Raw genomic sequence first — 26798 nt, forward strand, 5'->3', positions numbered from 1 at the left:
CGCGAAGAACCGACGATGTTGATTCGCGCCCTGGCGTTCGACGTGTTCGGCACCGTGGTCGACTGGCGGTCCAGCGTCATTGCCGAACTCGAGGCATTCGGGCGCAGCCACGGGATGTCCGCGGACTGGCCGTCGTTCGCCGACGACTGGCGGGCCGGGTACGCGCCGGCGATGGACCGGGTGCGGCGCGGTGAGCTGCCCTGGACACGGATCGACGACCTGCACCGGGGCCGCCTCGTGGAGCTGCTCGCCGGCGCGGGCATCGCGGTCGGCGACGACGAGGTCGACGAGCTGAACCGTGCCTGGCATCGTCTTGACCCGTGGCCGGACACGGTGGCCGGGCTGTCGCGGCTCAAGGAGCGGTTCGTCATCACCACGCTGTCGAACGGCAACGTCTCGCTGCTGACGAACATGGCCAAGCGCGCAGGGCTGCCGTGGGACTGCGTGATCTCCGCGGAGCTGTTCCGGCACTACAAGCCCGACCCGGAGGCCTATCTCGGCTGCGCCGACCTGCTCGGCGTCGCACCCGAGGAGCTGATGCTGGTCGCCGCCCATCCCGGTGACCTGCGCGCGGCCCGGTCGGCGGGACTGCGCACGGGCTTCGTGTTCCGTCCGCTCGAACACGGGCCCGACCGGGTGTTGCGGATGCCGCCGGAAGGTGAATTCGACGTCATGGCAGCCGATTTCCAGGATCTGGCCGACAAATTAGGGGCTTGAGCGGCGTAGCGTGGACGGCGTGACCACACCTCTTCCGCCCGCGCTCCGCATGGCTCACAAGCTGCTCGCCGACCCGCCGGCGGATCCGGAGATCGTCGACGGTTACCTCGACCTGTTGAGCGACGCGGGCGACGATGCGCCCGAACGCAACACCGGAACCATCCAGGCGGTGTGGGCGTCGCGGCTGGGCTCGATGGTCTACGACAACTCTCAGATCTTGGTGCGCCGGCTGGTGACGTCCTGGCAGCTGCCGATCGATTGGCTGAGCCTGCCGGTCGGCGGTGTCGCGCTCGACGTCGGCAGCGGGCCCGGCAACGTCACTGCGGCACTCGGCCGGGCCGCCGGTCCGGGTGGACTGGCGCTCGGTGTCGACATCTCCGCGCCGATGCTCGCCCGCGCGGTCCGCGCCGAGGCCGCGCCGAACGTCGGGTTCGTCCGGGCCGACGCGCAGCGACTGCCGTTGCGCGACGAGTCCGTCGACGCGGTGGTGTCGATGGCGATGCTGCAATTGATCCCCGATCCGGCGGCGGCGCTGGCGGAAATGGTGCGGGTGCTGCGACCCGGCCGCCGGATGGCCGTCATGGTGCCGACGGCGGGACCCGCCGCGCGGCTGATCGGGGTGCTGCCCAACGCCGGCGCCCGCGTCTTCGACGACGACGAGATCGGGGACACCCTCGAGTCGCTCGGCGTGGTCGGCGTGCGGACCAAGACGATCGGCACCATCCAATGGGTGCGCGGCAGGCGGTCGTGACGCCGTAGGCTCGCTGACGTGAGCACGGGCGGCATCCTCCTGGTCGGGTTGGCGATCGCCGTCGGGCTGGTCGGCATCCTGGTGCCGCTGCTGCCGGGCACGCTGCTGATCTTCGCGGCAATCCTGGTGTGGGCGCTGGTGGAGCAGGACATGACCGGCTGGGTGACGCTGGCGGTGGCGTCGGTGCTGCTCGGCGCGACGACCCTGGTGAAGTACCTGTGGCCGGTGCGCCGGATGCGCGCGGCCGACGTGCGGACGTCGAGCCTGGCGGCGGGCGGTGTGCTGGGCATCATCGGCTTCTTCGTGATCCCTGTCCTCGGCCTGCCGATCGGTTTCGTCGGCGGGATCTACCTCGCCGAACTCGCGGCGCGCCGCGATCAGCGGCTGGCCTGGGCGTCGACGGTGCACGCGCTCAAGGGCGTCGCGCTGTCGATGTTCGTCGAGTTGGCGGGTGCGCTGCTGGCGACGGCCGCGTGGGTGGCCGGCGTCTACGTCACGCAGTAGCGCTGTCGGTCGCGTGTTTTTCCGTGCCATGCGTCGAGTGTGAAACCACGGCGAAAATTCGGGCCGAAACCCGCCCTGGTTTCACACTCGGCGCGCGCGGGCCGCGCGACGGCCGTCAGTCGCGCAGCTGCTGCCGCAGACGAGCGACGTCGTCGTCGGTCACGCCGACGGCGGCCAGGTAGGCCTCCAGCGAGCCGTAGTCGTTCAGGATCGTGCGCCGCGCCGCGTCGAGGTATTCCTCGCGCACACCGAGGATCTCATCGGCGAGCCGGGCTTCGGCGAACGTCACGATCTCATCGGTGGGCTGTTCGGCGGTCCGGGCCCGGATCGACTCCATGATCTGTTCGCGCAGCAGCGGGACGGCGTCGTTGCTGCGGAGGAAGTCGGCGACGATGGCATCCCGGCCGACGCCTGCGGCCTCCAGCACGACCGAGACGGTGAAGCCGGTGCGGTCCTTGCCCGCGAAACAGTGCGTGAGCACCGTCCGCTGGTCGGCGAGCAGCGTCACCATGCGGCGCACAGCGGCCTGCGCTCCGGCCATCGCCGGGTACTTCGCGTACTCCTCGGTCATGTAACGGCCCGCGGCCGCCGCGACGTCCTCGGCGCCCTCGGTCTCCTGCGCCAGCAGCTGCTCGAAGCCCTGCTCGTGCGGGGCATGGGTGCCGACCTCCCGGAACGGGAGCCGGTGCACGGCGACGCCGTCGGGCACCAGGCTCGCACCGCGGCGCTCGACCTCGCGGTCCGAACGCAGATCGGCGACGTCGGTGACCCTGAGTCCGGCGAGCGCCGCCCGGCCTGCGTCGTCGAGTGCGGCCAGCTCACTGGACCTGAAGAACCGCCCGGGCCGGATCACGGTGTGTTCGGCGATGTCGCGGAAGTTCCACGCCCCCGACAGTTCCCTAAGGCCGTCGGTCACGCGCCGGTCACCGCCGCGGCGAACGGGGACTTCTCCCTGCCGAGCTCGGCGCGGGCGATGGTCCGCATGTGCACCTCGTCCGGACCGTCGAACAGCCGCATCGCGCGGTGCCAGCTGTACAGCCGGGCGAGCGGGAAGTCGTCGCTGACGCCTGCGCCGCCGTGCACCTGGATCGCCCGGTCGATGACGTCGCACGCCACCTGCGGTGCGACGGATTTGATCTGCGCGACGAGCACAGCCGCGCCCTTGTTGCCGTGCTGGTCGATGGTCCACGCCGCCTTCTCGCACAGCAGCCGGGCCTGGTCGATCTCGTTGCGTGACTTGGCGATCGCTTCCCGCACCACACCCTGCTCCGCCAGCGGCTTGCCGAACGCAACGCGCTTGTGCACCCGGTCGACCATCAGCGCGAGCGCACGTTCGGCCGCACCGAGGGCCCGCATGCAGTGGTGGATGCGGCCGGGGCCCAGGCGTGCCTGGGCGATCGCGAAGCCGCTGCCCTCCTCGTGCAACAGGTTCGACGACGGCACCCGCACGTTGTCGAAGGTGATCTCGCAGTGCCCGTGCTGGTCCTGCCAGCCGAACACCGGAAGTGAGCGCTCGATGGACACCCCGGGGGTGTCGACCGGCACCAGGATCATCGACTGCTGCTGGTGGCTGGCCGCGTCGGGGTTGGTGCGGCCCATCACGATCAGGATCTTGCAGCGCGGGTCGGCGGCGCCGGTGATCCACCATTTGCGGCCGTTGATCACGTAGTCGTCGCCGTCGCGCAGCATCGTCGTCTCGATGTTGCGGGCGTCGCTGGAGGCGACGGCGGGCTCGGTCATCGCGAACGCACTGCGGATCTCACCGGCCAGCAGCGGTTCCAGCCACTGCTTGCTCTGCTCCTCGGTGGCGAACAGGTGCAGCGTCTCCATGTTGCCGGTGTCGGGGGCGGCGCAGTTGATCACCTCGGGACCGATCTCGGGGCTCCACCCCGACAGCTCGGCCAGCGGCGCGTACTCGATGTTGGACAGACCCGACAGCGACGGCAGGAACAGATTCCACAGCCCCTGCTCCTTGGCGCGGACCTTGAGCTCCTCGACGATCGGCGGGACGGTGTGGTCCTTGGGCCCGGCCTCCTCGCGGTAGCGGTGGTACTCCGCTTCGGCGGGGAACACGTACTCGGTCATGAAAGCGGTCAGCCGCTTGTGGTAATCCTGCGCCTTGGCCGACATCGCGAAGTCCATCTGGCCACGATATGACACGTGTAAAAGCGCCGGTAAATCGGTGGCGGCCGGGAGCCGGCGAGGACGAGGATTGCGGGTGTGATCGACTTCTCCGCCGTCGCCGGTGTCGCGCTCGTCGCCCTTCTCATGGTGCTGACGCCGGGGCCGAACATGATCTACCTCGCCTCGCGCAGCGTCAGCCAGGGTCGTTCCGCCGGGCTGGTGTCACTCGCAGGCGTCGCGACGGGCTTCGCGGTGTACCTGTCGGCGGCCACCCTCGGCCTCACGGCGATCTTCGTGGCGGTGCCCGCGCTGTTCACCGCCGTCAAGGTCGCCGGCGCGCTGTACCTCGGCTACCTGGCGTGGACCATGCTGCGGCCCGGCGGGAAGTCGCCGTTCGGCGGCGCCGACCAGGTGGCGCACCGGCCGCTGCGGCTGTTCGGGATGGGCCTGGTCACCAACCTGCTGAACCCGAAGATCGCGCTGATGTACATGGCGCTCATCCCGCAGTTCATCGATCCGGCGCGCGGGTCGATCTGGCTGCAGGCGCTGCTGCTCGGGCTGGTCCAGATCGCCATCGCGGTCACCGTCAACGGTGCGATCGTGCTCGCCGCGGCCACCATCTCCGGCTTCCTCACCGCCCGACCGGTCTGGCTGCGGGTGCAGCGGTACGTGGCGGGGACGCTGCTGGGCGGGATGGCCGTGAAGATGGCCGTCGACAAATAGCCCCCGATCGGCGCAAAACGGCTGGTGCCCGAGTCGGGCCACTACGCTCGATCGATGTCACTGACACCGCTCGAGGCGGCGCGTTCGCGCGACTACCTGCTGCGGCTCGCGCATTCCGATGCGGGCAGGTTCAAGGCGATCGGGAATGCACAACTCGACCTGGGCAGCGGGCACGTGGTCGTCGACGTGGGATGCGGGCCGGGCGCCGACCTGAGGTCCTACGCCGAGGCGGTCGGCCCGAACGGACGGGTGATCGGCGTCGACCACGACGCCGAACTGATCCGGCACGCGCGGGCCGACACCGCCGACCTGGCCAACGTGTCGACCGAGATCGCCGACGCACACCGGCTGCCCTTCGAGAGCCGTTCGGTGGACCGGGTGCACATCGACCGGATGCTGCAGCACGTGTCGTCGCCGGCCGCGGTGATCGGTGAGGCCGCCCGGCTGTTGCGCCCGGCGGGGCGGATCGTCTGCGTCGAACCGGACTGGGCGACCCTGGTGATCGACCATCCGGACGCCGCCGCCAGCCGCGCGTACACCGCCTTCAACGTCGAGCGCACCGCCCCCCACGCCACCATCGGCCGGGCACTGCCCCGGCTGCTCCGGCACGCCGGATTGACGGTCGATTCGATCATCCCGGCCACCGTGGTGTTCACCGACGCCGCCGAGGCCGAGAACGTCCTCACCATCCGGTCGGTCACCGAGGGCGCCGTGGCCGCCGGCTACCTGAGCGACGAGCAGGGCCGCAGCTGGCTGCAGCACCTCGACGCGGAACCGTTCTTCGCGTCGATCACGCTGTTCGTCGTCACGGCCACGGCTCAGGCGAGGTCGTAGAGCAGCCGGTAGTAGGCGATGCGCGCCTCGTCGGCCTCGATCCCGTACGCCTGCAACAGCACTCGGTCGAACCCGGGGCCGTAGTCCCAGTCGAGGCTCCACGTCGCGACGGCGAGGTCCGCCCATCGGTCTGCCACACCGAGTGATCCGAGGTCGACGTGCGCGGCGAAGCCGCCGTCGTCGTGCAGCAGCGTGTTGGGTGTGCACGCATCGCCGTGGCAGACCACCAGGCGGTCGATCGGCGGCGGGTCGTCGAGGTGTGCGCGCGCGGCGGGCAGTCCGAGGTGCCGGTGTTCCGGCGCCCACTGCGCGGGTCCTTCGCCGTCGGCGATGCGGGCGTCCGCCCGCAGCAGCCGTCGCTGCACACTCCACTCGAAGGGGCACTCGGCCGGGGGCAGCGCGTCGTGCAGTGACCGCAGCCCGCGGCCGATCGCCGCGGCCGCCACCGCCGGGTCGCCCTTCCACTCGACCGCCGAACGGCCGGGCACCTCTTCGGTGACGAGCCACTCACCCGTGGCGTCGCGGCCGTGGTCGAGCACGCGGGGGACCACGGCCCACGGCTGCGCCCAGGCCAGTCGCTCAGCTTCTGCGGCGAGGTCGATCTCGGGTGTTCCGAGGGCGACCCACTTGACGTACCGCGTGTCGTTCCGGCCGCGATCGATGCGAAAGGTCAACCCGCCCAGTTCGTTCCGCCACACCAACGTCGCCGGGGAACCGTCGGCGAGCGTGGCGACGACGTCGGGGAGTCGCACAGTGGGATCGGTCAGCGCGCCGTGAGCGCCCGGGATATGACGAGCCGCTGAATCTGGTTGGTGCCCTCGAAGATCTGGGTGATCTTGGCCTCGCGCATGAACCGCTCGACGCGGTAGTCGCGGGTGTAGCCCACGCCACCGAGCACCTGTACGGCGTCGGTGGTGACCTTCATCGCCGCGTCGGTGGCCACCAGCTTGGCGATGCTGGCCTGCGTCGAGTACGGCAGGTCGAGATCACGCCTGCGTGCCGCGTCGAGGTAGGTGGTCCGGGCGCTGACCACGGCGGCAGCCATGTCGGCCAGCAGGAAGCCCAGCCCCTGGTGGTCGATGATTTTGCGGCCGAACGTGGTTCGCTCGTTGGCGTATGCGATGGCGGCGTCGAGGGCGGCCTGCGCGATGCCGACCGCCACCGCGGCGATGCCGAGCCGGCCGGAGTCCAGGGCGGAGAACGCGATCTGCAGGCCCTGGCCCTCGGCGCCGATCCGGCGGTCGGCGTCCACGCGGGCGTGGTCGTAGTAGGCCGACGTGGTGGGCACCGCGTGCAACGCCATCTTCTCCTCGGGCACACCGAAACTCAGCCCGGGTAGGTCACCGGGGATGAGGAAGCTGCTGATGCCGCGAGACCCCTCGCCGGTGCGGGCGAACAAGGTGTAGAAGTCGGCCCGCCCGCCGTGGGTGATCCAGGACTTCTCGCCGGTGATGACGTAGCCGTCGCCGCCAGGCACGGCCGCGCACCGCAACGCCGCCGCATCCGATCCGGCCTGCGGCTCCGACAGGCTGTACGCGCCGATCTGCTCACCGGACAGCATCCCGGGCAGCCAGCGCTGCTTCTGCTCCTCGGTGCCGAACGCCAGCAGCGGATGCGACGACAGGCTGTGCACGCTGACCGCGACCGCGACGGCGGCCCACCGCGCCGCGATCTCCTCGAGTACCTGCAGGTACACCTCGTAGAGCTGGCCGCCGCCGCCCCACTCCTGGGGTTGCGGCAGGCTCAGCAGGCCGGCGGCGCCGAGTTGAGCGAACACCCCGTCGGGGTAGGTCTCGGCCTTCTCGTGCTCGTCGACGTGTGGTTCGAGCACCTTGTCGGCGATGTCGCGCGTCAGCGCGATAAGTTCGCGCGCTTCGTCGGAGGGCAGCAGACGGTCAACGGGCATGGTTGATCATCCTAGTGATCCGCGCTGAGCGATCGACTAGCGCTGCCCGCCCGCTCTAGAATTTGCGCGCAGGGTCGTGACTGGCGCGGACGGCACGACCCTGACCGCAAAAACCAGACGGCGTCTACGCGTGCTCGCTGACCGACAGCGCGGAGTTGATTGCGTCCACCCGGTCCTTGGCGTCGCCGAACAGCATCTGGGTGTTCTCCCGGAAGAACAGCGGGTTCTGCACGCCCGCGTAGCCCGACGCCATGGACCGCTTGAAGACGATGACGTTGTCGGCGTTCCACACCGTCAGCACCGGCATCCCGGCGATCGGACTGCTCGGATCCTCGGACGCCGCCGGGTTGACGGTGTCGTTGGCGCCGATCACCAGGACCACCGACGTGCCGTCGAAGTCGTCGTTGATCTCGTCCATCTCGAGCACGATGTCGTAGGGCACCTTCGCCTCGGCCAGCAGCACGTTCATGTGGCCGGGCAGGCGGCCCGCGACGGGGTGGATGCCGAAGCGCACGTCGACACCGCGCTCCCGCAGCTTGCGGGTCAGGTCGGCGACGCCGTACTGGGCCTGCGCGACGGCCATCCCGTAGCCGGGCGTGATGATCACCGACGATGCGGAGCTGAGCAGCTCGGCGGCGCCCTCGGCGTTGATCTCGCGGTGCTCGCCGTAGTCCTTGTCCTCGGCCGGGCCCGCCTCGATGCCGAAGCCGCCTGCGATGACGGAGATGAACGACCGGTTCATCGCCTTGCACATGATGTAGGACAGGTATGCACCGGACGAGCCGACCAGCGCGCCGGTGATGATCAGCAGGTCGTTGCCGAGCAGGAAGCCCGACGCCGCGGCGGCCCAGCCGGAGTAGCTGTTCAGCATCGACACCACCACCGGCATGTCACCGCCGCCGATCGAGGCGACCAGGTGCCAGCCCAGCAGCAGCGCCAGCACCGTGACGGCGATCAGCAGCCACAGCTGCGGGTCGATCACGAACCACACGGTGAGCGCGGCGAACACCACCAGCGCGCCGACGTTGAGGAAGTTCTTGCCGGGCAGCATCATCGGCGCGGACTTGATGCGCGCCGACAGCTTCAGGTTGGCCACGATGGAGCCGGTGAACGTCACGGCGCCGATGAAGACGCCGATGACGACCTCGGCGGAGTGGATGCCGAGCATTCCCTCGCCCGCCAGTTGGACGGCTTCGGCACCGTTCGCGTCGCCCTCGACGTGCAGGTAGCCGTTCCAGCCGACCAGCACGGCGGCCAGGCCGACGAACGAGTGCAGCAGCGCGATCAACTCGGGCATGCCGGTCATCTCGACGACCTTGGCGCGCCAGAGCCCGATCGCGGCGCCGATGACCACGGCGCCTGCAAGCAGGGCGAGGCCGACCGGCTCGATGTGGCGGGCCAGCGCGAGCCCGACGGTCGCGATCAAAGCAAGCGCCATGCCGGCGATGCCGAAACTGTTGCCTGCCCTGGACGTCTCGTGCCTGGACAGGCCGGCCAGCGCGAGGATGAACAGCAACGCTGCGACGACGTAGGCCGCGGTGGCGGCGGTTTCAGTGTTTATCAAGTGGAACATGTCCTTAGCTCCTCGAGAACATCGCGAGCATGCGGCGGGTCACCGCGAAGCCGCCGAAGACGTTGATGCTGGCGAGCAGGATCGCAAGCGTGGCGACCGCTGTCACGATGGGGTCACCGTGGCCGATCTGCAGCAGCGCGCCGACCACGATGATTCCGGAGATCGCGTTGGTCACCGACATCAGTGGTGTGTGCAGCGCGTGGTGCACGTTGCCGATCACGTAATAGCCGATCACGATCGCCAGCGCGAACACCGTCAGGTGCACCTGCAGCGCGGCCGGCGAGAAGGCGATGAGTGCGAACAGCACCGCGGCCGCGGCGAAGGCGATGCCCAGCCGGCGTCCCGTCGACATCGGCACCTTGGCCTTGGGCGCCTCGACCGGGGCGGCCTTGGCGGCGGCGGCCGGCGCCGCGGACACCTGCACCGGTGGCGGCGGCCAGGTGACCTCGCCGTCGCGCACGACGGTCACCGACCGCTGCACCACGTCGTCGAAGTCCAGGGTGAGCTGGCCGTCCTTCTCGGGGGTGAGCAGCTTGAGCAGGTTCACCAGGTTGGTGCCGTAGAGCTGGGAGGCCGTCGCGGGCAGCCGTCCGGCCAGATCGGTGTAGCCGATGATCGTCACGCCGTTGTCGGTGACCACCGCCTGGTCCTTGACCGTGCCCTCGACGTTGCCGCCGTTGGCCGCGGCCATGTCCACGATCACGCTGCCCGGATTCATGGAGGCGACCATCTCCGCGGTGATGATCCGCGGCGCCGGCCGGCCCGGGATCAGCGCAGTGGTGATGATGATGTCGACGTCCTTGGTCTGCTCGGCGTACAGCGCCGCCTCGCGGGCCTTGTAGTCGTCGCCCATCTCCTTGGCGTAGCCGGTCGCCGATATCTCGGCGGCCTCCGGGTCGACGTAGAGGTACTCCCCGCCGAGCGACTTGACCTGGTCGGCGACCTCGGGCCGCGGATCGGTGGCCCGCACGATGGCGCCCATGCTGCCCGCGGCGCCGATGGCGGCCAGCCCGGCCACGCCCGCGCCGACGACGAGCACCTTGGCCGGCGGCACCTTGCCCGCCGCGGTCACCTGCCCGGTGAAGAACCGGCCGAAGCTGTGCGCCGCCTCGACGACGGCCCGGTATCCGGCGATGTTGGCCATCGACGACAGCACGTCCAGCGACTGCGCCCGTGAGATGCGCGGGACGGCGTCCATCGCCAGCACCGTGACGGGGCGGGCGGACAGCTTCTCGACGAGCTCGGGGTTCAGCGCCGGCGAGATCAGGCTGATCAGCGTGGCACCGTCGCGCAACGCGGCGATCTCGGCATCGGCGGGTGCGTTGACCTTGAGGACGACGTCGGCGGACAGCGCCTCTTCGGACGAGCCGACACTGGCGCCTGCGTCGACGAACGCGGCATCGGAGAAGCTCGAGGCGTCGCCGGCACCGGATTCGACCACGACGTCGTAGCCGAGCTTGATGAGTGCTCCGACGGTCTGCGGCGTGCCGGCGACACGCGTCTCACCCGCGTGGGACTCGCGCGGTATTCCGATAATCATCCGAAGAGTCTCCCATTTGCTCTCGGGACCCGCGCGCGGCCCTCGGGCGGTAAGCGGTGCGCTTACCCGCCGCGACGACACCGGGCCGGGTTCACCAGGACAGGTCGGGCTCGGATTCAGCGCAGCGAAGGTTCAGATCGGCGGCCGCCAATGTCACCGTCCTGCTCACGCGATCGGCGTCGGCCGGGTTGGCGAACCGGACGGCGCCGGCGCTCCACCGGCGCACCCGATTGACGGCCCACGAGGCGCGGCAGACCACCGACGCACCCTCGGTCTCCGCGGCGACGGCGCCGACTCCGGGCCGCGCACACTCGCCGATGACGGCCGTCACGGCACCCCGCGGCAGCACCGCCCGTCCCGTGACGGTGACCGCCATTCGGCAGCGCCGCCGCACGCCGTCGGGAATCGGACCGGTCCGCACGCGCTGGTCCTCGATGCTGGTCTCGCGGAGCAGCGGGCCGACCCCCGGGCCGTCGACCCAGATGCCGACGTCCTCGTGCAGGAAGCAGGCGATGGTGCCGACGAGCGACGCCGCGCTGTGCCCGGCGGCGTCGACCTGCACCGCGATGTCGGGCAGCGCGTAGCGCAGTCCCGGCCTGCGGGCATCCGGATCGGTGATCAGCCGCGCCAGGGTGAGCGCCTCGGCGTTCTTCGTGGCCCGGCGGTCGGCGACGGGACGGTCGGCCCAGTCGGGGCCGTCGTGCCAGGCGACGGCATCGCGGGCGTGGTGCAGGACGGCGCCGTTGGCCATCGCGCGGTGAGCGAACTCCCAGTCCTCGCCGCCGTACCGGCCGAACGACTCGTCGAAGCCGCCCGTGTCCGCGAACAGCGTCGCGCTACAGCACATCACCGAACTGATGACGTAACGGTAGGAGCGGTGGTCGACGTCGAGGAGTTCGCCGCTGGCCCGGTACGCGTCGGCCAGCCAGGTCGGTTCGCGCAGCACCGGTGGTGAGCTGGCACCCGCCCACCAGTCCGGTAGGCGTTCGGGGCCGATGCCGTCGAGCTCGGCGTGGCGGCGCCGGCCCACCACCAGCGCGTCCGGAATCTGTGCCGGAAGCCGGGTGATCTCGGTGAGGTAGGACGGCTCGGGAACGGTGTCGGCGTCGAGGAAGCACAACACCGTCGCGTCGGTCGCGGCGGCGCCGAGATTGCGGGCGGCCGCGGCGCGGAACCCGAGGTCGTCCTGCCGGACGGTGCTCACGCGCAGGCTTGTCGGCGGGATCATCGGCGGAAGGGCCGAGCCGTCGTCGGCGACGACGACGTGAATGAGACGACGGGGGTGGGTCTGCAGCTCCAGTGCGGCCACCAGGCGCTCGAGTTCGGTCTGCTGGTTGTAGAACGGCACCACCACCGCCACGGTGGGCAGGTCGCGGGGATACCCGGTCACCAGGTCCCACCGGTTGGCGGGAACGGTGACGTGCCCATCGGTCAGCGGTACTGCCGCGTCCGGGACGGTCATCGATGCCACCGCCCGAGCAGCTCGGCATAACGGGCGGCGGCCTCGGCCGTGGTCGGCGTGCACACCGTCCCGGCGGTCAGCCAGGTGTGCCGGGGCTCGGCGAGTGCCCGGGCCAGCGACTCACGCAGCCCGTCGGCGGTGTCTGGATACAGCGACAACACTCCGGGATTGCGGACGTCGATCTCGCGGGTGTACCGGTTCGACGGGGCCAGCGGCCGACGGCCCGCGGCGAGCCACGAGTTCAGCGATCCCGACGCCGAGATGTGCCGATGCGGTGCCACCGGCACCGTGACGCGGCGCAGCGCGTCGGTCACCGCGTCGTCGGGCAGATGACCGGTCACGGCGAACCGGCGGCCACGACGCGCACTTCGAGCGCGCAGTTCCTCGATCAGGTCGTCGTGTCCCGCCGACGGCTCTCCGATCGCCAGTACCTCGATGCCTGGGTCCGATCCGGTCAGGGCATCGATCACCTCGGCGTGGCCCTTGCCGGGGTAGACGAAGCCGAAGATGCCGACCGTCGGCGGCGCCGAGACCACCGGTGCGGGCGCGAAGGAGACGTCGATCGGCAACGGCGCCACGCCGACACGGTCCGCCGGTGCGCCGGACTCGAGGAGCAGCGACCGCTCGTGTTCGCTGCTGACGACGACCCCGTCGGCGGCGTCGGCGACGCGCCGGTATGCCGCCGCCCGTCGCCGGTGGTTCGCCCCGTCGGACGGCTGCGGCAGGTCGTGCAGGGTCGCTGTCACGCGGCCGCCGCCTGAGCGCACCACGCCGGCGACGGCGACCACCGCCTCGGCGGCCTCCTCCGCAGTGCTGCCGAACAGCCGGTCGGTGAACTGGAGATGCACACCGCCGGTCCGGGCCCAGACCGATAGCAAGTCCGCGACCCCCGCGGCGCACACCGTGCTGATGTCGACTCCGTTGTTGCGCAGAGCGTTTCCGAGGTCGACACCGAAGCGCACGACGCCGTGCCGACGGGGCCCGACGACGAGATGGGTGACGGCCGGCTTCAACGTCGCACCCGGCGCCCCGTCAGGCCCAGCAGCTCGGCGGCGGCCGCATGCCGCTGCAGGGCGAGTTCGATGTAATCAGGATTCTCTGCGTACCAACGCATCTGGGTGGCATGCACGTCCTGCGGCGACAGCGGACCGTGCTCTGTGGTCCAGCAGGCGCGCGGCGCAGCGTCGATCCGCAGCGCCTCGAGCACCCGCGCCTCGAGCGGTGCGTGGACCGAGCGCAGCAGGGTCCGCGGCGGCGCTGGCACCGGCGCCGCCACGCCCTGCGATGCGAGGATGCGCCTGCCCAGCTCGACGAGCACGGAGTTGCCCGGATGGTTGATGGTGTGGGCGGCGTCAGCGCCGAATCGCATCAGCACGTCGGACACGCCGACATCGGTGTCGCGTTGCTCCCGGCGGGCGAGTTCGGCGCGGCTGGCCTCGGCGGCCGCGACGATCTGGGCCGCGGACACGTCGACATCCCAGGGCGCCTCCGGTGTCCGTCCGTCCCGTGCGGCCACGATCGTGCGCAGGTCGTGGTAGGGCACCGCCGGCGGGACGACGGACCGGTCGGCGGGGTGCCGCACGATGACCTGGAACGGGTACAGACCGGCGTACCGGATCACCGGCCACCGCACCACGGTCGCCGACCGGGGGAGACGGGCGGCGAGCTGGCCGGTGCCGATCGGCAGGTCGCGATAGTCGGGCCGGATCGGCTGGCAGGCCAGCACCGACGTCCGCGCGAGCAACGCCTCGAGATGGGGCAGATCGGTGGCCGCCAGCTCGTGCACGGGAGGTGTCCGCACGGTCCGGTACGGCCGGCCCGGCACCGCGTCGAGCACCAGGCGCAACGCCTCGGCCTGACAGTTCCCCATGATCATCCACAGCGGCTCGGACGGCGTCGAACCGGAGCTCCCGTAGAAGTCCCGGTAGTGGGCAGCCCGCCCGGCGTCATCGGTCACCTTCGCGAGCGTAGATGTCCCCGGCGCGGGGTATAGAGCCCCGGCGGCACATCGTCGGTGAGGTGGCGAAGTGGCGCCCGCCCCTGTTCGAAGAAGGTTGAGCAATTGATCACTGTGGCCTCAGTTCCTGCTGGGCATCCCTACGTCTACGCCACGACAGACGCCGAAGATGTTGCGCTGCTGCGTGATCCGGTGCCACCGGGTGCGACGCTGCCCGGGCAGTGGTGGCCGCCGCCCCTGCTCGACCCGAATTATCTGATCGGTCAAATTGATTCGATCGACGTGCTGCACGTGCACTTCGGCTTCGACGCCACCGCGCACGAGGTGCTGCGCGACGTCGTGCGGATCCTGGACACCCACCGTGTCCCGCTGGTGCTGACCGTGCACGATCTGCACAACCCGCACTTCGTCGACACCACCGACCACCTGGCCCGCCTCGACGTCCTCGTCCCTGCCGCGGCCGAGGTGATCACCCTCACCCGAGGAGCGGCCGACGCCGTCCTCGCGCGGTGGGGGCGCACCGCGACGGTGCTCCCGCATCCGCACGTCCTGCCGATCGAGGCCGTCGGGGCCCCGCGCGTGTGGCGCCCCGATCCTGTCGTCGCGGTGCACGCCAAGTCGTTGCGCGCGAACATCGACCCCCTTCCGGTGATCGACGGCCTGTTGTCGGCAGGCCGGCCGCACTGGTCGTTGCGCCTCGACGTCGACGACGACGTGACCTCGTCGCCCCGGGCGGACGAGTTGTCGCAGACCCGGCTCGACGACATGCGCACCCGAGGTGTCGACGTGCGGGTGCACCCGCGCTTCACCGACGACGAGCTGCTGCGCTATTTGCACGAGGTGGACGTCCTCGTGCTGCCCTATCGGTTCGGCACCCACTCCGGCTGGGTCGAGGCCTGCTTCGACGCCGGTGTCTGCGCGGTCGTCCCGGACTGCGGCTTCTTCCACGAGCAGCACGATTTCCCGACCTACCGCTGCGAGTCGGGCGTGCCCGACGCGGTGACCCTGCGGTCCGCGGTCAGCGACGCCGTCGACAGGATCCGCGCCGGAAGCCCCCGCGAGGACCTCGGCCGCCGCTACGAGAGGCGCAACGAACGAACTCACGTCCGCCGGCAGACGACCGGAATCTATCGCCGGCTGCTCGCCGAAGTGGCGGCCGCGGCATGATCCGCCCGTTGCGGATCGCGCTGCTCGCGTCGTCCCGCTACCCCGTCCGCCAGCCGTTCGCGGGTGGCCTCGAAGCCTTCGTCTACGAGTTCGCCCGGGCGCTCACCGCCGCGGGCCACCACGTCACGATGTTCGCCGCGCCCGGTTCTGCTGTCGACCTGCCCTGGGATGTGTTGCCGGTGCACACATTCGAGATGAGCGAGGTGTCGCGCGAGGACCCGTCGGTGCCGGAATGGGTGGTGCACGAAACCCACGCCTACCTCTCGGTGATGCTGGATCTCGCTGACACGCTGCGGGATTCATTCGACATCGTGCACAACCACAGCCTGCACTACCTCCCGCTTGCGATGGCGCGGACCATCGCGGCGCCGATGCTGACGACGTTGCACACCCCTCCGCTGAAGTGGCTGGACCAGGCGGTGGCCCTGCCCGGCGGGGTGGCGAGCGAGTTCGTCGCGGTCAGCGGGTTCACCGCCCGCCAGTGGGAGCCGGTGAACGGACCGGTGCCGGTGATCCCCAACGGCATCAACCTCGACGACTGGCGACCCGGGCCCGGCGGCGACTACGCGGTGTGGAGCGGGCGCCTGGTGCCCGAGAAGGGTCTGCCCGACGCGATCGCGGCGGCACGCCGCGCCGGCATCCCACTCCGGATCGCCGGCCCGATGGGCCCCCCGGATTACTTCGCCCAGCACGTCCGGCCTCAGCTCGACGGCTCGGTGAGCTACGAGGGACACCTGTGCCGCGAAGATGTCAACGACCTCGTCGGGGGTGCCGCGGTCGCGCTGGTGACACCGCATTGGGAAGAGCCCTACGGGCTGGTCACGGCCGAGGCGCTGGCGTGCGGCACGCCCGTCGCCGCGTTCGCCCGCGGCGGCATTCCCGAGATCCTCGACGCGACCAGCGGCCGGCTCGCGCCGCCCGATGACGTCGACGCCCTCGCCGGCGCGATCGTGCGCGCCGCCGAACTGCCGCGGGCACGGGTGCGCGCCCGCGCCGAAGCGCACTGTTCCCAGGCGGTGATGGTGCGCCGCTACCTCGACTGCTACTCCGGCCTGCTCGACGAGGAACCCGAAAGCCTGTCGGCGTGATCGGCTACTACGTCCACCATCACGGGCGAGGGCACCTCACCCGCGCACTGGGCATCAGCCGGCACCTCCGGGAGGACGTGGTGTTCTTCTCGTCGTCACCGAGGCCGGCGACGATCCGGCCCGGTGACGACTGGGTGCAGCTGCCCTCCGACGTGCCGCCCACCGACCTGGCCCCCGTCGATGCCACCGCGAACGGCCGGCTGCACTGGGCGCCCGTGGGAGTGGGCGGGCTCGCCGAACGATCGGCGATACTACTCGACGCGATCGTCGAACTGCGCCCGCGCCGCATGGTCGTCGACGTCTCGGTGGAGGTGACGATGCTGGTCCGGCTGGCCGGCGTGCCGGTGACGGTGATGGCGATGCCCGGGGACCGGACCGACGAGCCGCACCGGCTGGCCTACGACGTCGCCGACCGCATCGTGGCGCCGTGGTCCGCCGACGTGTACCGGCCCGCCTGGCTCCGTCGGTACGACGAGAAGACCCACTACGTCGGCTCGATCAGCCGGTTCGACGGGACGGCCCGGCAACCCGCGACGCAGCCGACGGCAGCGACCGGGCTGCTGCTCGCGGGCGCAGGCGGGTCGTCGGCGCCGCGCGACGCGCCGGCCGAACTCGCACGCGCGACACCGGGTCTGCGCTGGGTGGCGGCGGGCGGCGGCGCCGACTGGGTCGACGACCTGTGGCCCCTGCTCTCGGCGGCCGAGGTGGTGGTCACCCACGCCGGCCAGAACGCCATCGCCGATGTGGCCCTGGCCCAGGCGTGCGCCGTCGTGATCCCCGAGCAGCGGCCGTTCGGGGAACAACACGCCACCGCGGCCGCTCTCACAGAGGCGGGCATCGCAGTGTCGGTGCCACGCTGGCCGTCCGCCGACCGCTGGGCCGCACTGGTGCGACGCGCGCGCCACCAGGACCCGCGGCAGTGGAAACGGCTGCAGGTGGAAGGCGCCGCCGCCCGCGCCGCGGCGGCCATCGCCGCATGACCGGGCCGAGGACCGCCGTCATCACCGTCGTGCACGGCAGGCACCACCACCTGCGGGCGCAGAACGCGGGTCTGGCCCGGTCGGACGCCCGACCGGATGTGCGGTGCGTGGTGGCGATGGCAGATCCGGCGATCGCCGCCATCGCCGGAGACGACGCCGACGTCGTCGACTGCCCGGCCCCGGGTGCCGAGTTGCCGCTGGCCGCGGCGCGCAACGCGGGCGCCGAGCGGGCGTTGCAGCGCGGCGCCGAGCTGCTGATCTTCCTCGACGTGGACTGCATTCCCGGCCGCTCGCTCGTCGGCCGTTACGTCGACGCGCACCGCGCCCTCGGCGCCGGTGCGCTGCTGAGCGGTCCCGTCACCTACCTGTCGCCGCCTGGGCCCGACGGCTATCCGCTCGACGACCTCGACGCGCTCACCCGTCCCCACCCGGGCCGGCCGTCGCCGCCGGCCGGAACGCTTGTCCCCGAACCGAACCACGACCTGTTCTGGTCGTTGTCGTTCGCGGTGTCGGCGCACACCTGGCGTCGCCTCGGTGGCTTCTGCGAGGAGTACGTCGGTTACGGCGGGGAGGACACCGACTTCGCGGCCGTCGCCCGGCGCCACGACATCCCGCTGGTGTGGGTCGGCGGAGCCCACGCCTACCACCAGCACCACCCGGTGTCCGATCCACCGGTGGAACACCTCGCGCAGATCGTGGACAACGCCCGGGTCTTCCGCAGCCGATGGAACCGCTGGCCGATGCCGGGCTGGCTGGACGCGTTCGAGCGGATGGAGCTCATCGTCCGTCGCGGTGACGAGATCGCGCTGAGCGTGCCGGAATTCGAATCGCGGTGAGCGCAGCTATTCGCCTGAGCTGAGACAACCGCCAAGGTGTCCGGGTGTCTGTGTTCACCGATATCGCGCCCGCCGAGCCGCAGGCCGACGCGCCCGTGGTCGCCGCGCCCACGGGCCGGTGGCGCGGCCGTCTGACGCGTGCGGCGTTGCCGCTGCTGTCGGTGGCGGTGTTCTTCGGCGTCTGGCAACTCGTCGCGGTCAGCGGTGTCTGGAACCAGACCTTCGTGCCGTATCCCAGCACCGTGTGGCATGCCCTGGTCGACGTGTCGACCACCCACGACGGTGTCCGCGGCTACGCCGGCTACCTGCTGTGGGAGCACCTCTACATGACGCTGCGGCGGGTGCTCGTCGGCGTCGCGGTCGGTGTCACGCTCGGGGTGGCGCTCGGCGTGGTCATGGGTTCGGTCTCCTGGGTGCGCAGCGTCCTGGAGCCGTGGCTGACGTTCCTGCGGGCGCTGCCGCCGCTGGCCTACTTCTTCCTGCTGGTGATCTGGCTGGGGATCGACGAGGCCCCCAAGATCACCCTGCTGGCGCTGGCCGCGCTGCCGCCCGCGGCGGTCGCCACCACGGCGGCGGTGATGGCCGCGCCGGTCGGCCTGATCGAGGCCGCACGGGCACTTGGCGCGTCGCGCCCCGACGTCATCCGCGACGTCGTCGTGCCGTCGGCGCTGCCCGAGACGTTCACCGGCGTGCGCCTCGCCGTCGGGATGGCGTACTCGTCGGTGGTGGCGGCCGAACTGTTCAACGGGCTGCCCGGCGTCGGCGGCCTGGTCAAGGACGCGAGCAACTACAACAACACCCCGGTCGTGCTGGTCGGCATCTTCGCCATCGGCTTCTCGGGCCTGGTCATCGACGGTCTGCTGCGTGCCATCGAACGGCGCGCGGTCCCCTGGAGAGGAAAAATATGAGGCGTAGGGCATTCGGAGCGGCCGTCGCGGCGCTGACGGTCACGGCACTGGGGCTGTCCGGGTGCTCGGTGGACCGCTCGGGCGGGGACGCCGAGAAGCCGACGATCCGCATCGCCTACCAGAGCTTCCCGAGCGGCGACCTGATCGTGAAGAACAACCGCTGGCTCGAGGACGCGCTGCCCGAATACAACGTCAAGTGGACGAAGTTCGACTCCGGCGCCGACGTCAACACCGCGTTCGTGGCCAAGGAGGTCGACTTCGGCGCGCTGGGGTCGAGCCCCGTCGCGCGTGGCCTTTCGGCGCCGCTGAACATCCCCTACCGGGTGGCGTTCATCCTCGACGTCGCCGGCGACAACGAGGCACTGGTGGCCCGCAACGGCAGCGGCGTCAACACCATCGCCGACCTGAAAGGCAAGCGGGTCGGCACGCCGTTCGCCTCGACGGCGCACTACAGCCTGCTGGCCGCGCTCGACCGCAGCGGCCTCTCACCGGCCGACGTCCAGCTCGTCGACCTGCAGCCGCAGGCCATCCTCGCCGCGTTCGACCGGGGTGACATCGACGCCGGCTACTCCTGGCTGCCGACACTGGACCAGTTGCGCCGCAACGGCAAGGACCTGATCACCAGCAGGCAGCTGGCCGCCGACGGCAAGCCCACCCTCGACCTCGCGGTGGTGGCCGACGAGTTCGCCACCGCGCACCCCGAGGTGGTCGACACCTGGCGGCAGCAGCAGGCCCGGGCCCTCGACCTGATCAAGGACGATCCCGCAGCAGCCGCCAAGGCGATCGCCGCCGAGAGCGGCCTCACACCGGGTGACGTCGAAGGACAGCTCAAGCAGGTCGGCTTCCTGACACCCGCGGAGATCGCGTCGCCGGAGTGGCTCGGCGCCGACGGCAGCCCCGGCAATCTCGCCGCGAACCTGCAGAGCGCCTCGCAGTTCCTGTTCGAGCAGAAGCAGATCGAGGCCGCCGCGCCGCTGAAGACCTTCCAGGACGCGCTGTACACCACGGGTCTGCCCGGTGCCCTCACCCAGTGACGGCGCGGTCCGGACGGCGGTTGACCACGGCGTCCGCCTGCGGAACGTCTCGCATCGCTACGGGCGCGCAGGCGCCGAGGTCACGGCCGTCGGACCGGTGGACCTGACGGTCGACCCGGGCTCGTTCCTGGTGCTGGTCGGCGCGTCGGGCTGCGGCAAGAGCACCCTGCTGCGGCTGCTCGCCGGCTTCGAATCGCCGAGCGAGGGTTCGGTGCAGGTCGCCGGGGTCGCGCCCACCCCCGGCGTGACGGCGGGTGTGGTGTTCCAGCAGCCGCGGCTGTTCCCGTGGCGCACGGTCGGCGGCAACGTCGACCTGGCGCTGAAGTACGCGAAGGTGCCGCGAGAGCGGCGGGCCGAGCGGCGCGACCAGCTGCTGGAGCGCGTCGGGCTCGAGGGCACCGCCGACCGCAGGATCTGGGAGATCAGCGGCGGGCAGCAGCAGCGCGTCGCGATCGCCAGGGCGCTGGCCGCCGAGACGCCGCTGTTCCTGCTCGACGAGCCGTTCGCGGCGCTCGACGCGCTGACCCGGGAACGGCTGCAGGAGGACGTGCGGCAGGTCAGCGCGGAGTCCGGACGCACCACGGTGTTCGTCACGCACAGTGCCGACGAGGCAGCGTTCCTCGGGTCGCGCATCGTGGTGCTGACGCGGCGGCCGGGCCAGGTCGCCCTCGACCTGCCGGTCGACCTGCCTCGCGTCGGTGTCGACGCCGACGAGCTGCGCCGCTCACCGGAGTACACCGAGCTGCGCGCCGAGGTGGGGCGGGCGGTCAAGGCCGCCGCGGCCTGATCGGCGCCATCGTGGTCGTCCCGCGCGGGCGACAATCGAGGGATGACGCGGCGCGGGTGGTGGCTCGCGGCCGGCCTGGTCGTCGTGCTCGCCGTCGTCGTGCTCGGGGTCGGTGTCGCCCTGCGGGGCGGGGAGTCGCCGGACTGCGAGGCCGTCCGGGCGGTGGTCGAGGAGTCCGACCGGTTCCACGACGCGGTCGCCGGTGACGTCAACGGTGGAACGGCTTCGGCGACCGACCGCGACGAGCAGGTCGCGCGCATCGCGGCGCACGCCGCAGAGGTCCACGATGCCGGACTGGCCCGGCGCGCCCGCGACGTCGCCGACCTCGCAGGCCGGATGTCCGGCCTGGCGGCACGGGAGCGGACTGCGGACTTCGCCGCGCAGTTCAGCCGCATCGGCGCGGAGTTCAACGCGAACCTGATGGCGCTGTCGCAGGCCTGTCCGGACCCGGGCGACCGGATCCGGATCGGCGCGCCCAGCTAGTCCAGTTCGGCGCGCAGGTAGGTGACGTCGGAGAACATCGCGAACTCCGCTGCGTCCGGATAGTCCAGGCCGTTGGTGGCGTAGAGCTGTTCGGCGGTGCGCACGCTGCTGCACCAGGCGAGCCGGCTCAGGTACTCCGGCACCTGGCTGCGGTCGTCCTGGTACACCAGGTCGCGGACGTTCACCGCCGACTCCTCGAACATCTCGCGCAGCGCCTCGTGGCCGAACACCGACATGTCGGGGACGTACTCGCAGGCGAACTGGCTGCGCGGCGCGCTGAGCGCGGTGAGCTCGTCGAAGAGCCGGTCCTGGGCGGCCGAGGGCAGGTACATCAGCAGTCCCTCGGCGCTCCACGCCGTCGGCGCCGCCGGGTCGAAACCCGCGGCGCGCAACGCCGCCGGCCAGTCGTCACGCAGGTCGACGGCCACCGTCCGGTGCTTCGCGGCGGGTTCGGCGTCGAGTGCCCGCAGAGTCGTCGACTTGAACTCAAGCACGCCGGGCAGGTCGACCTCGAAGACGACGGTGTCCCTCGGCCATGGCAGTCGGTAGGCCCGGGTGTCGAGTCCGGACGCCAGGATCACCACCTGCCGGATGCCGCTTCGGACGGCGTTGAGGAAGAAGTCGTCGTAGAACCGCGTCCGCACGGCCATGTGCTCGCCGGAGCGTTCGGCGTCGTAGCGGGGCTGGGCGTCGGGGACCTTGCCGTCGAGCAGGTGGACGAAGAACTCGAGGCCGACGGCGCGCACCAGGGGTTCGGCATAGGGGTCGTCGATCAGCGCGTCGGCGCTGCGGGTGGCCAGCGCCCTCGAGGTGGCGACCATGGTCGCGGTCGCACCCACGCTCGAGGCGAGATCCCAGCTGTCGTCGTCGTTGCGTGCGGTGTGTCGGCTCATTACTTAGAGAAGCTAACACAACCTGCTGTCACTGCAGTTCAGCGCACTGCGGCCGAGCAGGCGCGCGGGAACCGGTGAGCGTCTAGACCGGCGGGTAGGACGGCGGTGGGTACACGCCGCGCAGCCCCCAGGGGAACCACTGGAAGAAGTACTCGATCTCGTCGCTCGCGTCGTAGTCCGGATTCGGATCCATCGGTACCTCCCAGTTGACGCGGCGTTGATGAAAGTCTAGCCCCGGCGGGCCCGTCACCGGCAGGGGTTGCGGTACACATTGCCTAGACTGATCGACCTACCGGTTAGTTGACGCCCCAGCGGGCACGTTCGATAGCGAGTCACCATGTCCGATACGTCCCCAGCAGCCTCGCCGAACGGGCTGTCCCGGCGCCAGGAACTGCTGGCAGTGGCCACCAAGCTGTTCGCGGCGCGGGGATACCACGGCACCCGGATGGACGACGTGGCCGACGCGGTCGGCCTGAACAAGGCCACGGTGTACCACTACTACGCCAGCAAGTCGCTGATCCTCTACGACATCTACAAGGGCGCCGCCGACTTCACCGTCGACGCACTGCACGACGACCCCAGCGCGTCGGCGCGCGAGACCATCTACCACTTCACCCGGCGCCTGCTGGTCGGCATCGCCGGCGACCTCGAGCGCGCGGCGGTCTACTTCCAGGAGGGGCCCTACATCACGGAGTGGTTCACCGAGGACCAGGTGGCCTACATCCGGGAGAAGGAGACCCAGGTGTACGAACACGTCCGCGACGTCATCGACCGCGGGATCGCCAGCGGCGAGTTCTACGACTGCGACTCCCACGTGCTGGCGCTGGGCTACATCGGCATGACCCTCGGCGCCTACCGCTGGCTGCGCCCACAGGGCCGCCGCACCGCTCAGGAGATCGCCGAGGAGTTCAGCACCGCACTGCTGCGCGGCCTGATCCGCGACGAGACCATCCGCGCCGAATCTCCGCTCGGCCTCGACGTCACCACCGGTCGCGGCGCATGACCGACATGTTCCGGCTCGACGGCAAGGTCGCCGTCGTCACCGGCGGCGGCCGCGGCATCGGGGTGATGATGGCGCGGGGTCTGCTGCAGGCCGGCGCGAAGGTGTACCTGTCCAGCCGCAAGGAGGCCGAACTCGCCTCGGCCACCGCCGAACTCTCGTCACTGGGCCCGGTCGAGGCGGTCCCCGCCGACCTGGGCACCGCCGAAGGGGTGCAGACGCTGACCGCCGCGCTGAGCGACCGCGAGGACGCGGTGCACGCGCTGTTCAACAATGCGGGCTCGAACTGGGGCGCGCCGTTCGACGAGTTCCCCGAGTCGGCCTTCGACCGGGTCTTCGACGTCAACGTCAAGGGCGTGTTCCTGCTGACCCGCGCGCTGGTGCCGCTGCTCACCGCGGGCTCGACCGACGACGACCCGGCCCGGGTGGTCAACACCGGCAGCATCGACGGGTACTTCACCCCGGAGAAGGGCCGCGACAACTTCTCGTACGCGGCCAGCAAGGCGGCCGTGCACATGCTGACCAAGCACCTGGCCACGGAACTGGCGCCGCGGATCCTGGTCAACGCGATCGCGCCCGGGCTGTTCGAGTCGCGGATGACCAAGGTGCTGCTGGCCCCCGGCGCCGACGCCGTGGGACGGGCGCTTCCCCTTGGCCGCATCGGGGCGCCCGAGGACATGGCGGGCATCGCGGTGTTCCTGGCCGCCAGGGCGAGCTCGTACATCACCGGCGCTGTGATTCCCGTCGACGGCGGGGTAAGCACGATCAGATGAAGTCCGTCCTGTTGTCGCGGCGCGACCTCGACTTCCTGCTCTACGAGTGGCTGCAGGTCGAGGAGCTGACCAAGAGCGTCCGGTTCGCCGAACACTCGAAGGAGACGTTCGACGGCGTGCTCGACCTGTGCGAGCAGCTGGCCGAACGCTACTTCGCCCCACACAACAAGAAGAGCGACGCGAACGAGCCGACGTTCGACGGGCAGCAGGTCACCCTCATCCCCGAGGTCAAGCGGGCGTGGGACGCCTTCGCCACGGCGGACCTGCTCGCGATGGGCATGGACGCCGACGTCGGCGGCGCGCAACTGCCCGCGACCGTCGCGCAGGCCGCGTTCGCCTGGATCTCCGCGGCCAATCTGGCCACCTCCGGCTATCTGATGCTCACGGTCGCCAACGCGAACCTGCTCGCCGAGTTCGGCACCGCCGAACAGATCGAGACGTTCGTCAAACCCATGCTGGCGGGCCGGTTCTCGGGCACCATGGCGCTGTCGGAGACCCAGGCCGGATCGTCGCTGGCCGACATCACGATGCGCGCGGAGCCGCAGCCCGACGGCAGCTACCGGCTGTTCGGCTCGAAGATGTGGATCTCGGGCGCCGAGCACGAGATGACCGACAACATCGTCAATCTCGTGCTGGCCAAGATCCCCGGCGGACCGGCCGGCACCAAGGGCATCTCGCTGTTCATCGTGCCGAAGTTCCTCGTCGGCGACGACGGCGCGATCGGCGAGCGCAACGACGTCGTGCTGGCCGGCCTCAACCACAAGATGGGCCAGCGCGGCATCACCAACACCGTGCTGAACTTCGGCGACGGCACCCACCGCCCCGGCGGCGCGGACGGTGCGGTCGGCTACCTGGTCGGCGAGCCGCACCGCGGGATCACCTACATGTTCCGGATGATGAACGAGGCGCGCCTCGGGGTCGGCATGGGCGCCGTCGCGCTCGGCTACACGGGATACCTGAAGTCGGTGCAGTACGCCCGGGAGCGTCCGCAGGGCCGCCCGGTGACCGCCAAGGATCCGTCGACGCCGCAGGTGCCGATCATCGAGCACGCCGACGTCAAGCGAATGCTGTTGGCGCAGAAGGCCTATGCGGAGGGCGCCTTGGCGCTGGCGCTGTACTGTGCGCGGCTGGTCGACGTGTCACACAGCGCGGAGTCCGACGGCGAGCGCGACGCCGCGACCCTGCTGCTCGACATCCTGACCCCGGTCGCCAAGAGCTGGCCGTCGCAGTGGTGCCTGGAGGCCAACAGCCTGGCGATCCAGGTGCACGGCGGCTACGGCTACACCCGCGAGTACGACGTCGAGCAGCACTACCGGGACAACCGGCTCAACCCCATCCACGAGGGCACACACGGCATCCAGAGCCTCGACCTGCTGGGTCGCAAGGTGACTCAGCGCGGCGGCGCCAGTCTGGCGGCGCTCGGCGAGGCGATCGCCGGGACGGTCGCGGCCGCCGACAGCATCCGCGGCGAGGCCGCCGAGCTCGCCGCCGCACTGAACGGGATGTGGCGGCGCCTGGTCGAGGTCACCTCCGCCATGTTCGCCTCAGGTGACGTCGAGGCGGCGATGGCCAACAGCGTGGTTTACCTCGAGGCGTTCGGGCACCTCGTCATCGCCTGGATGTGGCTGGAGCAGTTCGTCGCCGCGCACAGCGAGTGCGGCGACTTCTACGACGGCAAGCGGCAGGCGGCGCGGTACTTCTTCCGTTACGAATTGCCCTGCATCGCACCGCAACTCGACCTGCTCGAGAGCCTGGACCGCACCACGCTGGAGATGTCACCCGACTGGTTCTAGCGCGCGCCGAACAGCTCGTCGAGATGCTCGGCCGAGCGCGCCACCAGTCGCAGCACCTCCCGCAGCAGCGGCGTCAGGCCCTGCCGCGGGTAGATCGCGTGCAGTTCCACCGGCCGGGCCGGATCGCTGTCGGGGTGACCGCCGAACACGTCGGTGAGCGCCCGGTAGACCACGCCGTCGACCTTGAGCGCGGTGGCGCTGGCCGGCACGAGCGCCACCCCCTCGCCCGCGGCCACCAGCAGCACGGCGGTGAGGATCTGCTGCACCCGCTGCGTGATGCGGGGGTGGCCGTTGAACAGGAACCGCACGGTCAGCTCGTGGAAGTAGCGGGCCTGGATGGGGTGGTAGCTGATCACCGGCAGGCCGTCGAAGTCCTGCGGTTCCAGCGGCCGGGTGATCTCGGCGAGGGGATGGCCGACCGGGACCACCGCGCGCAGCGGTTCGCGCGCCACGATCTGTGAGGCGAGCAGCGCGGTGTCGAACGGCGGCCGTGCCAGCCCCAGGTCGAGCTCACCGCGGCGGATGCCGTCGACCTGGGCGCCGGTCACCCGCTCGTGCAGCACCACCTCGATGTCGGGCAGCTCGCTGCCCAGCAGGTTGAGCAGCGGGCCGAGGATGGCGATCGCCGACACCGCGGTGAAGCCGAGGTGCAGCGTGCCCGCCGAACCGCGCTCCACCCGCTGCGCGTGCGCGGTCGCCGCGTCGAGCGTGTTGAGCATCCGGTAGCAGTCCTCCAGGAACGCGGCGCCCGCCGCGGTGAGCAGCACCCGGCGGTTGTCCCGGTCGAGCAGGCCGGCGCCGACGGCGCGCTCGAGTTTCTGGATCTGCCGGCTCAGCGGGGGCTGTGTCATCGCCAGCCGGTCCGCCGCGCGACCGAAATGCAGCTCTTCGGCCACCGCGATGAAGCAGCGGACCTGGTCCAACGTCACCGTCATGCATGCAAAGTATCAAACGATGCCAGAAAG

General features: G+C 70.8%; 28 protein-coding genes. 16 read left to right on the forward strand and 12 right to left on the reverse strand.

What is annotated here, in order from left to right; genetic code table 11:
* Positions 1-15 precede the first annotated feature (15 nt).
* From O6P37_RS27130 to O6P37_RS27140, 3 genes are read left to right on the forward strand one after another with little or no spacing between them, the layout of a single operon-like run.
* Positions 16-717 carry a haloacid dehalogenase type II gene (locus tag O6P37_RS27130; RefSeq protein ID WP_269896989.1) on the forward strand — a complete coding sequence of 234 codons (702 nt, stop codon included), beginning with the start codon at positions 16-18 and terminating at the stop codon, positions 715-717.
* Between the two features lie 49 nt (positions 718-766).
* Positions 767-1468, forward strand: a complete 702-nt coding sequence (locus O6P37_RS27135) for a methyltransferase domain-containing protein (protein WP_408633264.1) — start codon at positions 767-769, stop codon at positions 1466-1468.
* Positions 1469-1486: 18 nt separating this feature from the next.
* Entirely contained in the window at positions 1487-1972 is a 486-nt protein-coding gene (locus O6P37_RS27140) for a DUF456 domain-containing protein (RefSeq protein ID WP_264015006.1), read from the forward strand.
* A gap of 115 nt (positions 1973-2087) precedes the next feature.
* Here O6P37_RS27140 and O6P37_RS27145 read toward each other — a convergent pair whose 3' ends face one another.
* Both O6P37_RS27145 and O6P37_RS27150 read right to left on the reverse strand, forming a co-directional pair.
* Positions 2088-2888: a tyrosine-protein phosphatase gene (locus O6P37_RS27145; protein ID WP_269896991.1), complete on the reverse strand. Its 801-nt coding sequence runs from the start codon at positions 2886-2888 to the stop codon at positions 2088-2090.
* Complete coding sequence (locus O6P37_RS27150; protein WP_269897056.1) at positions 2885-4102, reverse strand: acyl-CoA dehydrogenase family protein; 1218 nt, start codon at positions 4100-4102, stop codon at positions 2885-2887. Before O6P37_RS27150 ends, O6P37_RS27145 begins: the two co-directional genes overlap by 4 nt.
* Before the next feature lie 90 nt (positions 4103-4192).
* Between O6P37_RS27150 and O6P37_RS27155 the strand changes: the two genes are divergently transcribed.
* Together O6P37_RS27155 and O6P37_RS27160 are read left to right on the forward strand one after the other, a co-directional pair.
* Positions 4193-4819 carry a LysE family translocator gene (locus O6P37_RS27155; protein ID WP_264015001.1) on the forward strand — a complete coding sequence of 209 codons (627 nt, stop codon included), beginning with the start codon at positions 4193-4195 and terminating at the stop codon, positions 4817-4819.
* Positions 4820-4873: 54 nt separating this feature from the next.
* The gene (locus O6P37_RS27160; protein WP_269896992.1) at positions 4874-5653 is read left to right on the forward strand and encodes a methyltransferase domain-containing protein; all 780 of its coding nucleotides are present in this window, start codon (positions 4874-4876) and stop codon (positions 5651-5653) included.
* On the opposite strand, the gene O6P37_RS27165 is transcribed toward O6P37_RS27160, so the two are convergent.
* The 7 genes from O6P37_RS27165 to O6P37_RS27195 all read right to left on the reverse strand — a co-directional run bounded on the left by O6P37_RS27165 (position 5638) and on the right by O6P37_RS27195 (position 14091).
* Positions 5638-6405, reverse strand: a complete 768-nt coding sequence (locus O6P37_RS27165; protein ID WP_408633260.1) for a phosphotransferase — start codon at positions 6403-6405, stop codon at positions 5638-5640. The genes O6P37_RS27160 and O6P37_RS27165 overlap by 16 nt on opposite strands.
* A gap of 11 nt (positions 6406-6416) precedes the next feature.
* Positions 6417-7559 (reverse strand): acyl-CoA dehydrogenase family protein, encoded by a 1143-nt coding sequence (locus O6P37_RS27170; protein WP_269896993.1) that lies wholly within the window; start codon positions 7557-7559, stop codon positions 6417-6419.
* 124 nt (positions 7560-7683) lie between these two features.
* Complete coding sequence (pntB, locus tag O6P37_RS27175; protein ID WP_408633261.1) at positions 7684-9132, reverse strand: Re/Si-specific NAD(P)(+) transhydrogenase subunit beta; 1449 nt, start codon at positions 9130-9132, stop codon at positions 7684-7686.
* 4 nt (positions 9133-9136) lie between these two features.
* Positions 9137-10672, reverse strand: a complete 1536-nt coding sequence (locus O6P37_RS27180) for a Re/Si-specific NAD(P)(+) transhydrogenase subunit alpha (protein ID WP_269896994.1) — start codon at positions 10670-10672, stop codon at positions 9137-9139.
* 91 nt (positions 10673-10763) lie between these two features.
* Complete coding sequence (locus O6P37_RS27185; RefSeq protein WP_269896995.1) at positions 10764-12134, reverse strand: glycosyltransferase; 1371 nt, start codon at positions 12132-12134, stop codon at positions 10764-10766.
* Positions 12131-13147 carry a glycosyltransferase gene (locus tag O6P37_RS27190; protein ID WP_269896996.1) on the reverse strand — a complete coding sequence of 339 codons (1017 nt, stop codon included), beginning with the start codon at positions 13145-13147 and terminating at the stop codon, positions 12131-12133. The genes O6P37_RS27185 and O6P37_RS27190 overlap by 4 nt, the downstream gene beginning before the upstream one ends.
* The gene (locus tag O6P37_RS27195; RefSeq protein ID WP_269896997.1) at positions 13144-14091 is read right to left on the reverse strand and encodes a WcbI family polysaccharide biosynthesis putative acetyltransferase; all 948 of its coding nucleotides are present in this window, start codon (positions 14089-14091) and stop codon (positions 13144-13146) included. The genes O6P37_RS27190 and O6P37_RS27195 overlap by 4 nt, the downstream gene beginning before the upstream one ends.
* Positions 14092-14205: 114 nt before the next feature.
* Between O6P37_RS27195 and O6P37_RS27200 the strand changes: the two genes are divergently transcribed.
* Genes O6P37_RS27200 through O6P37_RS27235 form a run of 8 tightly spaced genes read left to right on the forward strand, consistent with a single transcriptional unit; the run spans position 14206 to position 21374 of the window.
* Positions 14206-15258: a glycosyltransferase family protein gene (locus tag O6P37_RS27200; protein WP_269896998.1), complete on the forward strand. Its 1053-nt coding sequence runs from the start codon at positions 14206-14208 to the stop codon at positions 15256-15258.
* A complete protein-coding gene (locus O6P37_RS27205; protein WP_269896999.1) occupies positions 15255-16346 on the forward strand; it encodes a glycosyltransferase in 1092 nt (363 codons plus the stop codon). The genes O6P37_RS27200 and O6P37_RS27205 overlap by 4 nt, the downstream gene beginning before the upstream one ends.
* Positions 16343-17326 (forward strand): glycosyltransferase, encoded by a 984-nt coding sequence (locus O6P37_RS27210; RefSeq protein ID WP_269897000.1) that lies wholly within the window; start codon positions 16343-16345, stop codon positions 17324-17326. The genes O6P37_RS27205 and O6P37_RS27210 overlap by 4 nt, the downstream gene beginning before the upstream one ends.
* Positions 17323-18162 (forward strand): glycosyltransferase family 2 protein, encoded by an 840-nt coding sequence (locus O6P37_RS27215; protein ID WP_269897001.1) that lies wholly within the window; start codon positions 17323-17325, stop codon positions 18160-18162. Before O6P37_RS27210 ends, O6P37_RS27215 begins: the two co-directional genes overlap by 4 nt.
* 44 nt (positions 18163-18206) lie before the next feature.
* Positions 18207-19070 carry an ABC transporter permease gene (locus O6P37_RS27220; protein ID WP_408633262.1) on the forward strand — a complete coding sequence of 288 codons (864 nt, stop codon included), beginning with the start codon at positions 18207-18209 and terminating at the stop codon, positions 19068-19070.
* On the forward strand, positions 19067-20104 hold the full coding sequence (locus tag O6P37_RS27225) for a taurine ABC transporter substrate-binding protein (RefSeq protein WP_269897002.1): 1038 nt from the start codon (positions 19067-19069) through the stop codon (positions 20102-20104). The genes O6P37_RS27220 and O6P37_RS27225 overlap by 4 nt, the downstream gene beginning before the upstream one ends.
* A 37-nt stretch (positions 20105-20141) precedes the next feature.
* Entirely contained in the window at positions 20142-20891 is a 750-nt protein-coding gene (locus O6P37_RS27230; protein WP_269897060.1) for an ABC transporter ATP-binding protein, read from the forward strand.
* Positions 20892-20933: 42 nt separating this feature from the next.
* Positions 20934-21374 (forward strand): hypothetical protein, encoded by a 441-nt coding sequence (locus tag O6P37_RS27235; protein ID WP_269897003.1) that lies wholly within the window; start codon positions 20934-20936, stop codon positions 21372-21374.
* On the opposite strand, the gene O6P37_RS27240 is transcribed toward O6P37_RS27235, so the two are convergent.
* Together O6P37_RS27240 and O6P37_RS27245 are read right to left on the reverse strand one after the other, a co-directional pair.
* Complete coding sequence (locus tag O6P37_RS27240; RefSeq protein ID WP_269897004.1) at positions 21371-22267, reverse strand: class I SAM-dependent methyltransferase; 897 nt, start codon at positions 22265-22267, stop codon at positions 21371-21373. The genes O6P37_RS27235 and O6P37_RS27240 overlap by 4 nt on opposite strands.
* Before the next feature lie 82 nt (positions 22268-22349).
* The gene (locus tag O6P37_RS27245) at positions 22350-22460 is read right to left on the reverse strand and encodes a hypothetical protein (protein WP_264014633.1); all 111 of its coding nucleotides are present in this window, start codon (positions 22458-22460) and stop codon (positions 22350-22352) included.
* 144 nt (positions 22461-22604) lie between these two features.
* On the opposite strand from O6P37_RS27245, the gene O6P37_RS27250 reads away from it, so the two are divergent.
* From O6P37_RS27250 to O6P37_RS27260, 3 genes are read left to right on the forward strand one after another with little or no spacing between them, the layout of a single operon-like run.
* Positions 22605-23270: a TetR/AcrR family transcriptional regulator gene (locus O6P37_RS27250; RefSeq protein WP_264014631.1), complete on the forward strand. Its 666-nt coding sequence runs from the start codon at positions 22605-22607 to the stop codon at positions 23268-23270.
* Positions 23267-24040 carry an SDR family oxidoreductase gene (locus O6P37_RS27255; protein WP_269897005.1) on the forward strand — a complete coding sequence of 258 codons (774 nt, stop codon included), beginning with the start codon at positions 23267-23269 and terminating at the stop codon, positions 24038-24040. Before O6P37_RS27250 ends, O6P37_RS27255 begins: the two co-directional genes overlap by 4 nt.
* A complete protein-coding gene (locus tag O6P37_RS27260; RefSeq protein ID WP_269897006.1) occupies positions 24037-25833 on the forward strand; it encodes an acyl-CoA dehydrogenase in 1797 nt (598 codons plus the stop codon). The genes O6P37_RS27255 and O6P37_RS27260 overlap by 4 nt, the downstream gene beginning before the upstream one ends.
* Here O6P37_RS27260 and O6P37_RS27265 read toward each other — a convergent pair.
* A complete protein-coding gene (locus tag O6P37_RS27265) occupies positions 25830-26768 on the reverse strand; it encodes a LysR family transcriptional regulator (RefSeq protein WP_269897007.1) in 939 nt (312 codons plus the stop codon). The two genes, O6P37_RS27260 and O6P37_RS27265, sit on opposite strands and share 4 nt — an antisense overlap.
* Positions 26769-26798: the final 30 nt, after the last annotated feature.

Source organism: Mycobacterium hippophais, from assembly GCF_027529605.1.
In the GTDB taxonomy this organism is placed as follows: Bacteria; Actinomycetota; Actinomycetes; order Mycobacteriales; family Mycobacteriaceae; genus Mycobacterium; species Mycobacterium arseniciresistens.

Excerpts from the sequence above, each read along its gene's own strand:
- O6P37_RS27130 (WP_269896989.1), top strand. The coding sequence starts at position 16 with ATGTTGATTCGCGCCCTGGCGTTCGACGTGTTCGGCACCGTGGTCGAC.
- O6P37_RS27135 (WP_408633264.1), top strand. The coding sequence starts at position 767 with ATGGCTCACAAGCTGCTCGCCGACCCGCCGGCGGATCCGGAGATCGTC.
- O6P37_RS27150 (WP_269897056.1), bottom strand. The coding sequence starts at position 4,102 with ATGTCGGCCAAGGCGCAGGATTACCACAAGCGGCTGACCGCTTTCATG.
- O6P37_RS27160 (WP_269896992.1), top strand. The coding sequence starts at position 4,874 with ATGTCACTGACACCGCTCGAGGCGGCGCGTTCGCGCGACTACCTGCTG.
- O6P37_RS27170 (WP_269896993.1), bottom strand. The coding sequence starts at position 7,559 with ATGCCCGTTGACCGTCTGCTGCCCTCCGACGAAGCGCGCGAACTTATC.
- pntB (WP_408633261.1), bottom strand. The coding sequence starts at position 9,132 with ATGTTCCACTTGATAAACACTGAAACCGCCGCCACCGCGGCCTACGTC.
- O6P37_RS27180 (WP_269896994.1), bottom strand. The coding sequence starts at position 10,672 with ATGATTATCGGAATACCGCGCGAGTCCCACGCGGGTGAGACGCGTGTC.
- O6P37_RS27185 (WP_269896995.1), bottom strand. The coding sequence starts at position 12,134 with ATGACCGTCCCGGACGCGGCAGTACCGCTGACCGATGGGCACGTCACC.
- O6P37_RS27205 (WP_269896999.1), top strand. The coding sequence starts at position 15,255 with ATGATCCGCCCGTTGCGGATCGCGCTGCTCGCGTCGTCCCGCTACCCC.
- O6P37_RS27215 (WP_269897001.1), top strand. The coding sequence starts at position 17,323 with ATGACCGGGCCGAGGACCGCCGTCATCACCGTCGTGCACGGCAGGCAC.
- O6P37_RS27225 (WP_269897002.1), top strand. The coding sequence starts at position 19,067 with ATGAGGCGTAGGGCATTCGGAGCGGCCGTCGCGGCGCTGACGGTCACG.
- O6P37_RS27235 (WP_269897003.1), top strand. The coding sequence starts at position 20,934 with ATGACGCGGCGCGGGTGGTGGCTCGCGGCCGGCCTGGTCGTCGTGCTC.
- O6P37_RS27240 (WP_269897004.1), bottom strand. The coding sequence starts at position 22,267 with ATGAGCCGACACACCGCACGCAACGACGACGACAGCTGGGATCTCGCC.
- O6P37_RS27245 (WP_264014633.1), bottom strand. The coding sequence starts at position 22,460 with ATGGATCCGAATCCGGACTACGACGCGAGCGACGAGATCGAGTACTTC.
- O6P37_RS27250 (WP_264014631.1), top strand. The coding sequence starts at position 22,605 with ATGTCCGATACGTCCCCAGCAGCCTCGCCGAACGGGCTGTCCCGGCGC.
- O6P37_RS27255 (WP_269897005.1), top strand. The coding sequence starts at position 23,267 with ATGACCGACATGTTCCGGCTCGACGGCAAGGTCGCCGTCGTCACCGGC.
- O6P37_RS27260 (WP_269897006.1), top strand. The coding sequence starts at position 24,037 with ATGAAGTCCGTCCTGTTGTCGCGGCGCGACCTCGACTTCCTGCTCTAC.
- O6P37_RS27265 (WP_269897007.1), bottom strand. The coding sequence starts at position 26,768 with ATGACGGTGACGTTGGACCAGGTCCGCTGCTTCATCGCGGTGGCCGAA.